Below are 12477 nucleotides of genomic sequence, written 5' to 3'. Positions count from 1 at the left end.
TTTGCTTGGTGACAATAGCGTTTTGGACCCACCTGATTCCATGCCGAACTCAGTAGTGAAACGAAACAGCGCCGATGATAGTGTAGCATTTGCTATGTGAAAGTAGGACATTACCAGGCTTCAAATTCAGTCGAAGGACTTTAATCTTAATAATTAAAAATAAGAAAATTGAAAAGAATTTTCTTGGTGACAATAGCGTTTTGGACCCACCTGATTCCATGCCGAACTCAGTAGTGAAACGAAACAGCGCCGATGATAGTGTAGCATTTGCTATGTGAAAGTAGGACATTACCAGGATTTAATTAAGAGAAACCCGTTACAGCAATGTGACGGGTTTTTTGCTATTTTAAATTAGTAAAACATTGCGCACTTAGAGAATACACGGTTAATAATAGTGTAGCATTTGCTATGTGACTCTCTACCGCTGTGGGCAATACGACATTACCAGGATTTAATTAAGAGAAACCCGTTACAGCAATGTGACGGGTTTTTTGCTTTTTGAAATTAGTAAAACTCTGCATACTAAGAGACGATACGATTAATAATAGTGTAGTATTTCACTGTGACTCTCTACCGATGTGGGCACTACGACATCCTACTGCGTAGCGCACCGACTTCACATTGTAGAGCGCTCGAATTTAAGATTCGGGCTTTTTTATGTCTGCAGAAAAGTGAAAACGTGCAATTAACACACACTCACAGCAACGCCCATCATGTAGGTCGGGCGTAGCGACTCCCGACGCTAAAATCATGAAAATCTCCGCTCGACAATGAGTGCATAGCATTTGCACTGTGACTCTCCACGCAGTGGGCACCATGACATTACCAGGATTTAATTAAGAGAAACCAGACACAGTAATGTGACGTTTTTTTCTATTTAAATTTAGTAAAATCTTACCGTTAAATTCGACAACAAAACTAGGTGCACTTAATAGCGCGTGTTAAAATCCAATTTTTATGAATGACGATATAGAGGTCTAGATTGCCTACAGCTGATTACCAAAAGGTGCTTGATGAAATAGCACATGAAGTACGTCCTTTATTATCACAAGGGAAAGTAGCTGATTATATACCGGCGCTTGCCGAGGTTGATCCTGAACAATTTTCTATCGCTATTTATACAACTGATGGTGAAACTGTATGTGCGGGGGATTGTTCTCAACGCTTCACTATTCAATCAGTTTCTAAAGTTATGACACTTACTATGGCACTACAGCGTTATGGTGATGAACTTTGGCATAGAGTCGGAAAGGAACCCTCAGGTACAGCCTTTAACTCGCTTACACAGCTTGAGTTTGAAAAGGGAATACCTCGTAACCCATTCATCAATGCAGGCGCAATTGTAACGTGTGATGCATTATACAGCCGCTTATCTGCGCCAATGCATTCTATGCTCGAAACCTTCAGATTATTAGCTGGTAATAGAGGCATAGTAATTGATAAAAAAGTCGCTAACTCAGAGTATGAGTTCAGGCACCGAAATGCTGCGATGGCGCATTTAATGAAGTCGTTTGGTAATTTTGAAAACGAAGTAGATGATGTTTTGTGGGCTTACTTTAACTTTTGTTCTATTGAGCTTAACTGTATTGAATTAGCAAAAGCTTATAATTTTTTAGCTAATAAAGGTGTTGATAATCGATCGGGGAATCGTGTTTTAAGTAGTCGTCAGAATAAACAGCTTAATTCGCTTTTATTCACGAGTGGTTTATATGATGCTGCGGGTGATTTTGGTTACAGAGTGGGCATGCCAGGTAAGTCGGGAGTGTCAGGAACTATTTTAGCTGTGTTACCAAATAAGTTTACTGTAGCTGTTTATTCTCCGGGGCTTAATTCGTTTGGTAATTCGGTTGCAGGAATTGCAGCGTTGGAACTGCTATCTAAAAAGCTCGATATTTCTATTTTTTAGGAAATCGATAGGGAGCAATAATTGCTCCCACCGTTATTTATTGTTCCCAATAAACTTGTTCTAAACAATCTTCACGTTCAGGTAAACCACGAGATAAACGCGGAGAGTGCTGAACTAATACTTCATAGCTCGCTCGGTTAGCATATTTACTAATTTGCGATAGTGACGAGTAAGTAATAGCTTGTTGCTGATGTTTAGCTGAGTTTGCCACATTAAGCTTATGGTAAACATTCGCTGACAAATCATGTAGTACAGCCGCAAGTGCGCAATCACCTGCACCATTGGTGTTTTTGATTGAATCAGGTCCCCCCATAAATGGGGCCGTATGACTATATGCTCTGATAGGTTCATCGCACTCATCTTTACGCATAGCTCGTGAGAATTCGTAACGGTTAAAATCAGGTATGGCGCCTGGTAGTAACGGGTATTCGGTTTCACGCTTTAAGCTTTCGTCTACGTAGCCGGCCATAAATAAGCCTTTTTCGCCAGCGGTACAAATAACTAAGTCTACCCAATCAAGTGCTTTATCAGCAGCTAGAAGAGGATCTTCAAAACCTGTAATAGCTAAACCTTCTTCTTCGTTCATAGCAAGAATATCAACATGCTTTTCAACAAAGTTTGCCCACCAAGTAGGGTCTTGTTCAATTAAGAACTTAGTACCGAGTGTAAGCACAACTGGCACACCTGCGTCATTAGCGTATTTTACCGCTTGCATAGTGGCTTCAGTCATTGTTTCGCTACCTTGAGTACGCATAAGATAGGCACTAATCACTAACGCTGATGAATTCTCAATAAGGTCTTTATCGATAGATTCAGGACGTAAGTGATTCATTAGGCCAGCACTTATAGCAAAAGTACGCTCACCGGTTTCATCAATTAATGTAAAACAACGGCCTACAGGCCCATCAACTGGTTGAAGGTAGTTTAAGTCTACACGGCTTGAGGTATTACATAAAAAACGGTAAGCGTAGCTACCTATTTTTATATTTTCGCTCATTACGCCTAATAAAACTGAGCGATCATCTGCAAGTACAGAGTAGTTGTGCATAGTGTTACCAATGGTTCCACCGGCAAACTCAAAATCAACCATATTGTTTAATTTTAAACGATCGTATAAGGCGTTTGTTGTATCGCTATCAATAACTTGCGACATCCCTCTACGTAGTTGAAATTCGTCAAGGAAAGCTTGATCAACTTTTGCCTCTATATCAACAACGATCTGATCGATACCCGTAATATAACTACGTTGTAATCGCTCTGTTGCGTTAAGTTGATTGGTAAGTGGATCTTTGGCTTCCACTGGAAAATAATGTTTATGCCTGCGGCGTCCAGGAAATTTCATTTGCTACCCGTGTTGTGAGCTAAATAAAAAAAGCGTGAGATTATAGCGTAAATCAGCACGAGTGAGCCATTACAAACGGGTAAATATTGTTTTATTTTTGGGATAAAGTAATGAATGGCGCACTTTAGAGTGCTAACTAGGTATAATTACAGCATAAAAGGTTATTTAAGTAGAAATAATGAACGAACCATTTGATGATTCCTACTGGATGGAACAAGCGCTTTTGTATGCAAAGCAAGCAGAGCTGCTTGATGAAATTCCGGTTGGAGCAATTGTAGTCAAAGATAACCAGCTAGTTTCAGTCGGGTATAACCGCTCAATAACGGATAATGACCCATCTGCCCATGCCGAAATGATTGCAGTGCGAGAAGCTGGAAAAGTCCTTAACAATTACCGCTTAATTGATTGCACCCTATACGTAACGTTAGAGCCTTGTTCTATGTGTGCGGGATTGTTAGTGCATAGCAGAATAAAGCGTTTAGTGTTTGGAGCAGTCGATGCGAAAACAGGGTCTGCGGGTTCAATTATGAATTTATTACAAGAGCCTAAGTTAAATCATCAAGTTGAGGTGTGCGGTGGTGTTTTGGCACAGCAGTGCGGGGATACTATTTCGAATTTTTTTAAACGTAGAAGAGCGCAAATTAAAGCAGCTAAGAAAGCTGCTCGTGATGATCAAATAAATAAGCCTAACTAAAGTTAACTAGCGATTGGCTCTATTTCTGATTCAGCCATTTGCTGCATAGCAAACATTCGGCGACGCCAGATGATTTTTTTGTGTAGTTTTCGCAACATAACACGACGACGTGTGGCCGTTGAGTAAATGACATTGCGTTTTAATCTTTGTGTGCGTCTACGTTTTAGCATGTTTTCTCCTAATGCAAGAGTGAGAAAGGCGCGGGTATATCTTATAAAATAATGATATACAATTAACACACATTAGTGATCATTTGGTGACAAGTAAACAGATATTTAATTTACTTAAATTTTGCTTACTGACATGCTCAATAAACGGGTACTTATATTAATCTTAGCCATTGTTTTCACTCGACTGTTCGGGTTCGATTATAGGTTGTTGTTTTTCTGTTTGAGCTTCATCTGCCTTACTTTTTACTTCACTTTCTTCGTTTTTCTTTAGCTCAGTATCAGTGCTCAGCTCTGTAATTGTTTCTGGCTCAGGCTCTGCAGCAATAGCATCATTTTCATCTAGCCAAACAAGTGCATCGTAATAGCGACGAATATTATCAACATATTTAACAGCTACATCGCCTCGGGCATAACCGTAGCGAGTTTTACGGTAATAGCGCTTTTTAATTAATAGCGGTAGGCGTTTTTTTACATCAGCCCACTTATCAGGGCTTGCGCCTTGCTGTTCGGTAATTATACGTGCGTCGTTAACGTGCCCCCAACCTACATTGTATCCGGCCAAAGCAAGCCATGTGCGGTCGGGTTGCGGGATACGGTCAGGAATACGTTTAATAAGCTTGCTTAAGTATTTAGCGCCACCACGAATGTTTTGCTCTGGTTCTAACCGGTTAGTAACACCTACTTGTTTGGCTGTACTGCGAGTTAGCATCATGATGCCGCGCACTCCTGTTGGTGATTTAGCGCGAGGATTCCACATAGATTCTTGATAGCTTAGTGCCGCTAATAATCGCCAGTCAAGGCTACCTGCATATTGTTCAAACCATGGCTGGTATGTTGGTAAGGTTTCTTTAATTGCTTCGATATAAGCAAGGGTATTTACATAGTTAAATTGGCGTACGTGACCAAAGTATTTTTCTTCAAGTACATAGAGCTGGTTACTTTGCTTAACGTCACCAAAAAATGGCACCAACAACGCATATAAAGAGTCGTCTTTAGATTTATTAAGTATCCATGCAATCGGGTCGTTATGGCTAACTGAAAAACCAATGCTTAAATTTGGGTGATAACGGCGAAACAGCGATAGCGTATGCGTATCAGCGAGTGTGTAATCTATCTCGCCATCAATAACTGCTTGAAGTAGTTCTTCTTCATCAAACTCTTCGCTTTCTATCCAAGTTAGATCTGGATTGTTCTTCTTCATTTTTTGTAGAGTAAGCGAGTGGCTACTTTTAGCTATAACCGTAAAGTTGCCATCTAAATCGTCAAACTCTCGAGGGCGAACGCGCCCTTGTTTATAAACTAACTTTTGGCTGATTGTTCTGTAAGTTGGTCCGTAACGGTATTGCTCTGCACGGGTTTTATTATAGGTAAGTCCTGATGCTATCAAATCTAAATCACCGCTTTCAAGGCGTTCAAACATGTCAGATAAGTTAAAGAAAGGGACTATTTCAAGCTCTACACCTAAATATTCAGCGAAGGCTTGAGATAACTCATATTCAAAGCCTTGCTCACCTTGAACGGCTTGATAATAATTACTAGCACTGGCAAGGGTACCCACACGTATTTTATTGTGTTCTTTTATTTGGGCGAGTTGAGTTGGCTGCTCTTGCATATCGCATGCACATAACAGCATAACTAAAGTAATGATTATTATTAGTTTTTCTTTGAACATTGAGTGCCCCTTAAGCTCGCCAGTCACCGTTATAGCAAAACTAAGCCATCGCGTCACTTTACCTTTTATTTTATTAACCAAAAGAGGCTATAAATAAAGCTAAAAAGTTAATTTTATGAAAAGCGTAATTTTGAGTTAAATCTGAATGCTAATTGGACTATAATGCGTGCCTAAAATATCGTTCAATCCCTAACCCCGGATGAAATTACCTATGTTGATCCTTCGTGGTGCACCAGCACTGTCAGAGTTCAGAGTTAATAAAATTTTAGCGCGTTGCCAACAATCGCAACTTCCAGTCACTAACGTATACGCCGAGTATGCTCACTTTGCCGATTTAATATCGCCGTTGAGTAGCTCCGAGCAAACCAAGCTTGAAAAACTATTAACTTACGGTCCAACTATTGCTGAGCATACCCCAGCTGGCAAACTTGTACTTGTTACACCTCGCCCAGGTACCATTTCACCTTGGGCATCTAAAGCAACCGATATTGCCCATAACTGTGGTTTAAAACAGGTTCACCGTGTTGAACGCGGTATTGCTTATTATGTTGAAGGTGACTTAAACGCAGAACAACTTGCACAAATAATTGCGTTATTGCATGACCGTATGACCGAAGCCACGCATAGTGAGCTTGATGATGCGGCACAACTGTTTCGTAGTGATGCACCGCGCCAAATGTCGTCTGTTGATATTTTAGGCGGCGGACGCGAAGCATTAGCAATAGCTAATGTTGAGCAAGGTTTTGCCCTTGCTGATGACGAAATAGATTACTTGGTAGAAAACTTTATAAAGTTAGGACGTAACCCTAACGACATCGAATTGTTTATGTTTGCACAAGCAAACTCAGAGCATTGTCGCCATAAAATATTTAATGCTGACTGGACAATCGATGGAAAAGAGCAGCCAAAATCGCTGTTTAAAATGATTAAAAATACTTTTGAGTTAAATCCTGAAAATGTATTGTCGGCGTATAAAGATAACGCGGCAGTAATGAAAGGCTCAAAAGCGGGTCGCTTCTTCCCAAATGCGCAAGGTGAATATGCGTATCATCAAGAAGACATTGAAATACTAATGAAAGTTGAAACGCATAACCACCCAACAGCTATTGCGCCATTCTCTGGTGCGGCTACAGGCTCTGGTGGTGAAATTCGCGATGAAGGCGCAACTGGTCGTGGCTCTAAGCCAAAAGCAGGTTTAGTTGGCTTTACTGTATCAAACTTACGTATTCCAGATTACGAGCAACCATGGGAAAGCGATTTTGGTAAGCCGAGTCGTATTGTTAACGCGCTTGATATAATGACAGAGGGTCCACTAGGTGGCGCTGCATTTAATAATGAGTTTGGTCGTCCTAACTTATTAGGCTACTTCCGTACTTACGAAGAAAAAGTAACAAGCCATAATGGCGAAGAAGTACGTGGTTACCATAAACCCATTATGCTTGCTGGAGGTTTAGGTAATATTCGCTCTGATCATGTTCAAAAAGGCGATATTCCTGTTGGCGCTAAATTAATTGCGCTAGGTGGACCTGCAATGAACATTGGTTTAGGCGGTGGTGCTGCATCAAGCATGGCTTCAGGTCAATCAAACGAAGATTTAGATTTTGCTTCAGTACAACGCGAAAACCCAGAAATGGAACGTCGTTGCCAAGAAGTTATCGATAAATGTTGGCAGCTAGGTGATGAAAACCCAATTGCATTCATCCACGATGTAGGTGCTGGCGGTTTATCAAATGCGTTTCCTGAGCTTGTTAATGATGGCGGACGTGGTGGTAAGTTCCAATTACGTAGCATTCCTAACGATGAGCCAGGCATGGCACCACACGAAATTTGGTGCAATGAATCACAAGAACGTTATGTACTCGCTGTTGGCATAGAGGACTTTGACCGCTTTGAAGCTATTTGTAAGCGTGAACGTGCCCAGTACGCTGTTATTGGTGAAGCAACCGCTGAACCTCACTTAACGGTGTCAGACAGCCACTTTGAAAATAACCCTGTTGATTTACCGCTGGACGTATTATTAGGTAAAGCACCTAAAATGCACCGCGATGTAACGTCAAAGCAAGTTGTTGGTAAAGCGCTTGATACTACATTAATAAATGCAGCAGATGCAGCGCAGCGCTTAATGCGTTTACCAGCCATTGCAGAAAAAACATTCCTAATCACAATCGGCGATCGCTCAGTTACGGGTTTAGTCGCGCGCGATCAAATGGTCGGTCCTTGGCAAGTACCTGTTGCTAACTGTGCAGTAACTGCAGCAACGTATGATACTTACCACGGTGAAGCTATGTCACTCGGTGAGCGTACTCCTGCAGCATTACTCAATTACGGTGCATCTGCTCGTTTAGCTGTAGCTGAGTCGTTAACTAATATTGCCTGTGCAAACATCGGTAGCCTTGAAAACATTAAGTTATCGGCTAACTGGATGGCAGCAGCGGGTCACCCAGGTGAAGATGCTGGTTTATATGAAGCTGTTAAAGCCGTAGGCGAAGAGCTTTGTCCTGCGCTTGGTTTAACGATTCCAGTGGGTAAAGATTCTATGTCAATGAAAACGACATGGAAAGATGAAGGTGACTCACAAGAGAAGTCAGTAACATCGCCGCTTTCACTGGTTATAACTGCGTTTGGTCGTGTTGACGACGTACGTAAAACAGTCACTCCACAACTGCGCACAGATAAAGGCGATACATCGCTTATATTAGTTGATTTAGGTGCGGGTAAAAACCGCATGGGTGCATCAAGCCTTGCGCAAGTTTATAAGCAATTAGGTGATGTAACACCTGATGTTGATAGCCCTGAGTTATTAAAAGGCTTTTATAACGCAATGCAAGCGCTTGTAGCTGATAATAAGTTACTTGCTTATCATGACCGCTCAGACGGTGGTTTATTTACCACGGTTGCTGAAATGGCGTTTACGGGTCATACCGGTGTAACGGTTGATTTAGCTGGTTTAACAGGCTCTGACATTGAAGCACTTTATAACGAAGAGCTAGGTGCCGTAATCCAAGTAGCAAATGCTGATTTAGATGCAGTAAATGCGGTGTTTGAACAACATGCTATAGCAGCAATTAGCCACAACATTGGCACGCTTAACAGTGACGATACGATTATATTTAACCGTGGCGAAAATACGGTACTTAATCATACGCGTACTGAGCTTCGTACTATTTGGGCTGAAACAACGTATCAAATGCAAGCACGCCGTGATAACCCTGAATGTGCTAAGCAAGAGTTTGATGCTAAATTTGATGCAAAAGATCCAGGCTTAAACGTAAAACTTAACTTTGATTTAAACGAAGATATAGCTGCACCATACATTGCAACCGGTGCTAAACCGCAAATGGCTATTTTACGTGAGCAGGGTGTTAACTCTCATTTAGAAATGGCGGCAGCGTTTAATCGCGCAGGTTTTGCAGCTGTTGATGTACACATGAGCGACATTTTAGAAGGTCGTTTAACACTAGAACAATTTAAAGGTTTAGTGGCATGTGGTGGTTTCTCATACGGTGACGTACTTGGTGCGGGTGAAGGTTGGGCTAAGTCTATTTTGTTTAACGACATGGCACGCGATCAGTTCCAAAACTTCTTCCACCGTGAAGATACCTTTAGTTTAGGTGTGTGTAACGGTTGCCAAATGTTATCAACGTTAAAAGAGCTGATCCCTGGCACTGAACATTGGCCGCGTTTTGTAACTAATAAATCAGAGCGTTTTGAAGCACGCTTTAGTTTAGTAGAAATACAAGAGAATCCGTCTGTGTTCTTTGATGGAATGGCTGGCTCGCGTATGCCTATAGCGGTTTCTCATGGTGAAGGTCATGCTGAGTTTGCAAACGATGCAGCCACTAAAGCGGCGCTTAATAGCGGCACTGTAGCGGTTAAGTTTGTAGATAACTACGGTAACCCTACTACGCAGTACCCAGCTAACCCTAATGGTTCTCCAGAAGGTATTACAGGTATTACGTCAACTGATGGTCGCGCCACTGTAATGATGCCGCATCCAGAACGTGTATTCAGAAGCGTTGCCAACTCTTGGCATCCTGATGAGTGGATCGAGGATAGCCCGTGGATGCGTATGTTCCGTAACGCACGTAAAAATGTAGGTTAATTACATTTGCGTTTATACAAGTTAGATTCATAATCTTACTGTAAAATAAAAAAGGCTGCATTGTGCAGCCTTTTTTGATTAGTATAGTTTTAGCTAAAAGCACAAAGCATTTAAGGATAGTATGTTTAAGCGAGTTGGTTTAATTGTTGGTGTTTTATTGCTAAGTACCTTGCTGCTTAGTTATGTGTTTCGCTTGCCGTTATTACAGTGGGCTATAGCGCCTGAGCTTAAAAAAGCAGGCATTACGTTAAGTTGTCTCGATTTTTCAATTACGTCTGAACTAAATATTCATGCTGATAAAGTGTGTGTAAATTATCAAAATCAACAATTACAACTTACTGGTATTACTGCAAATACAAAGCGTGTAGATATTGAAAATGCAGTGCTAACAGTTAATTCACTCCCTAAAAGTGATAATGCTAATCAACTTGCTAAAAATCTCGATTTAGCACTTCCCTTAAACCGCCCATTAATCAATATTAAACAGCTTGTAGTAAAAAGTGATGAGCTCAATAAGCCACTTAAAATAAGCATATTAGAACCCACACTAAATAAATTTAATGTTACGGGTGATATAAACGCGAGTGCAATTTTGACTGCTAATAAAGTAAGTGGTCAGTTTGAAATTGATGACACTCTTTTAAAGCAAGCTATAAACACTAAAAATACATTAATTGCAGATGCTAATTTTAATACCCAGCAAGCGTTTAGCTTTGACGGTATAGAGCTTGAATTAAATGGCGATATTAGCTCCCAGTTTGCTCACACGTATGAGTTTTCTCATACAAATCAGCAGTGCCAGATTAACGTATTAACCACTGGTAAATTGGCGACTCATTTTAATTTAAATAGCCAAGCGTTAATGTTTAATACCGATTTGCTTAATAACAAAATTAATCTAACACCAAGCTGTACTGAGTTAATTCCACCGAGTGAATATGCAGGCTTTTTTAGCAAACAAGTTCCTTTAAATTGGCAACTTAAACTCCCTCAATCAATTCGCTTAGAGGGTAGTGAACTCAGTGTACCTGTAATTAATTTGGTGAGTGAAGGCGATAAGCTATTCGATTTTTTAATAACAGATACAACACTAAATATTACATCTCCACTTGAGTACTTACAGACAAATTTATCAGCTCAAATAAATACACCCGATATAAATAATATTAGCGTTAATGCTCAGTTATCTGGCGCTGTGATTAAAGGCGACTACGCCGTTATGCTTGAAGACTTGCCTGAGTTTGCACCTGCAACAGCGAATGGGCTTAGCCTTAGTGGTCACTTTAATATAAGTGAGTTTATAGACTCAAAACCAATTGGGCTTATAAATGCTAAATTAACGCTTAATAGTGTAGATGCGTTTGATATAAGTACAGTGCAATATCAAGGTGATTTAACAGCAAAAATGGATAAACAGTTAAACGCAGAGGTAGCGTTAACGCAGCAATTAAAAAGCGCAGAATATAAAGAATTTAAAGTCACAGATATAAGTAACAAATTAACAGCAAATGCTAATTTAGGCGTAGGTGAGTTATTTGCTGATCTAACAGCAAAAACGAATATAAAGGCTGTTAATAGCCCCGACATAAAACTTAATAATATAAAAGTAGAGTCTACGGGCTTGCAAAGCCGTGCACTAAAAGCCACGCATCACGCATTTATAAACGATGTTGAGTTAGTTGTAAATCATCATATGTCGTCGCAAGCTCATCCGTTTGAAGTCATTATTCCTGAACAAAGTACGCTGCTGTTAAATGCGCTTATTAGGCAATTTGAGCCACTTGCACAACTAACAGAGGGCGAATTTAATGGCTATATTAGTGGCGATGTAAACTTACAAAATGCATCGTTCAATATGGGGATTAGTCATACAAGTGCACTGTATAATGATTACCTTGCGAGTGATTTAAACAGTGTATTTAGCGGGGAATATAATTCAGGTAAGCTTAATGTAAAACCAACTACCTTTAATTTAAATGAGTTTAGAGCGGGTGCCGTAGTTAAAGCGATTGAAGGTCAATGGCAAGTTAATAACAATACCGCGCTTATAAATGATGTAAAAGGAAGTGTGTTTGGTGGCGAATTTTCGTTAGATACCTACACAATAGGGAAGCCAAACCAAGTTGCCAATGTTAAGTTTGAAAACATTGATGCAAGTAAACTCGTTACACTCGACGATAAGTCGGGCATTGTATTAACGGGGCGCTTGGCGGGGTCTTTACCTGTCCATTTTGATAGTGGAAAAATTGAAATAATTGACGGTAGTTTATTTAGCCAAGGAACAGGTAATTTAAAAATCACCAATAATGCCGCTTTTGATTCAGTAATGCAGCAACAGCAAGAGTTACAACCTGTTTTAGGGCTATTAACTAATTTAGATATTCAAAAACTTAATAGCAGTGTGGCACTAAAAAATGATGGTTGGTTAAAACTAGGGGTTAATTTGCAAGGCTATAATAAAGCAGAGCAGCAGCAGGTTAACTTTAATTATAACCACGAAGAAAACGTATTTACACTTTTACGCGCACTACGTTTAAGTGACGAAATTACACAAAAAGTTGAGCAACAATACTCACAAAAAGGAAACTAAT

At 40.2% G+C, this 12477-nt stretch carries 7 protein-coding genes and 2 rRNA genes; 6 read left to right on the top strand and 3 right to left on the bottom strand.

Translation table 11 applies throughout. The annotated features are described in order from the left end of the window. Positions 1-4 precede the first annotated feature (4 nt). The 3 genes from rrf (QL998_RS15605) to glsB all read left to right on the top strand — a co-directional run bounded on the left by rrf (QL998_RS15605) (position 5) and on the right by glsB (position 1906). A 5S ribosomal RNA gene (gene rrf, locus QL998_RS15605) occupies positions 5-119 on the top strand. 63 nt (positions 120-182) lie between these two features. Continuing rightward, a 5S ribosomal RNA gene (gene rrf / locus QL998_RS15600) occupies positions 183-297 on the top strand. A 685-nt stretch (positions 298-982) separates the two neighbouring features. Further along, entirely contained in the window at positions 983-1906 is a 924-nt protein-coding gene (gene glsB, locus QL998_RS15595; protein ID WP_007584683.1) for a glutaminase B, read from the top strand. A gap of 37 nt (positions 1907-1943) precedes the next feature. On the opposite strand, the gene QL998_RS15590 is transcribed toward glsB, so the two are convergent. Further along, positions 1944-3248: an inosine/guanosine kinase gene (locus QL998_RS15590; protein ID WP_010554383.1), complete on the bottom strand. Its 1305-nt coding sequence runs from the start codon at positions 3246-3248 to the stop codon at positions 1944-1946. Positions 3249-3426: 178 nt separating this feature from the next. Here QL998_RS15590 and tadA point away from each other — a divergent pair, with 178 nt between their 5' ends. Further along, a complete protein-coding gene (gene tadA / locus QL998_RS15585) occupies positions 3427-3942 on the top strand; it encodes a tRNA adenosine(34) deaminase TadA (RefSeq protein ID WP_010554384.1) in 516 nt (171 codons plus the stop codon). A gap of 2 nt (positions 3943-3944) precedes the next feature. On the opposite strand, the gene QL998_RS15580 is transcribed toward tadA, so the two are convergent. Together QL998_RS15580 and mltF are read right to left on the bottom strand one after the other, a co-directional pair. Continuing rightward, positions 3945-4112 carry a hypothetical protein gene (locus QL998_RS15580; protein ID WP_007584688.1) on the bottom strand — a complete coding sequence of 56 codons (168 nt, stop codon included), beginning with the start codon at positions 4110-4112 and terminating at the stop codon, positions 3945-3947. 163 nt (positions 4113-4275) lie between these two features. Next, a complete protein-coding gene (mltF, locus tag QL998_RS15575; protein ID WP_182197298.1) occupies positions 4276-5784 on the bottom strand; it encodes a membrane-bound lytic murein transglycosylase MltF in 1509 nt (502 codons plus the stop codon). 211 nt (positions 5785-5995) lie between these two features. On the opposite strand from mltF, the gene purL reads away from it, so the two are divergent. Next, positions 5996-9886, top strand: coding sequence for a phosphoribosylformylglycinamidine synthase (purL, locus tag QL998_RS15570; RefSeq protein WP_290193020.1), 3891 nt, complete (start codon positions 5996-5998; stop codon positions 9884-9886). Between the two features lie 121 nt (positions 9887-10007). Beyond that, the gene (locus QL998_RS15565) at positions 10008-12476 is read left to right on the top strand and encodes a YdbH domain-containing protein (protein WP_290193019.1); all 2469 of its coding nucleotides are present in this window, start codon (positions 10008-10010) and stop codon (positions 12474-12476) included. The last annotated feature ends 1 nt before the right edge of the window (position 12477 follow it).

This window comes from Pseudoalteromonas sp. APC 3691 (assembly GCF_030408135.1).
GTDB lineage: Bacteria > Pseudomonadota > Gammaproteobacteria > Enterobacterales > Alteromonadaceae > Pseudoalteromonas.
Note: the sequence above shows the minus strand (reverse complement) of the source record. Positions and strands in the feature narration are given on the sequence as shown.

Bases quoted from the DNA above. Each gene is read 5' to 3' on its own strand.
- QL998_RS15590 (WP_010554383.1), bottom strand. From the start codon at position 3,248: ATGAAATTTCCTGGACGCCGCAGGCATAAACATTATTTTCCAGTGGAA.
- tadA (WP_010554384.1), top strand. From the start codon at position 3,427: ATGAACGAACCATTTGATGATTCCTACTGGATGGAACAAGCGCTTTTG.
- QL998_RS15580 (WP_007584688.1), bottom strand. From the start codon at position 4,112: ATGCTAAAACGTAGACGCACACAAAGATTAAAACGCAATGTCATTTAC.
- mltF (WP_182197298.1), bottom strand. From the start codon at position 5,784: ATGTTCAAAGAAAAACTAATAATAATCATTACTTTAGTTATGCTGTTA.
- purL (WP_290193020.1), top strand. From the start codon at position 5,996: ATGTTGATCCTTCGTGGTGCACCAGCACTGTCAGAGTTCAGAGTTAAT.
- QL998_RS15565 (WP_290193019.1), top strand. From the start codon at position 10,008: ATGTTTAAGCGAGTTGGTTTAATTGTTGGTGTTTTATTGCTAAGTACC.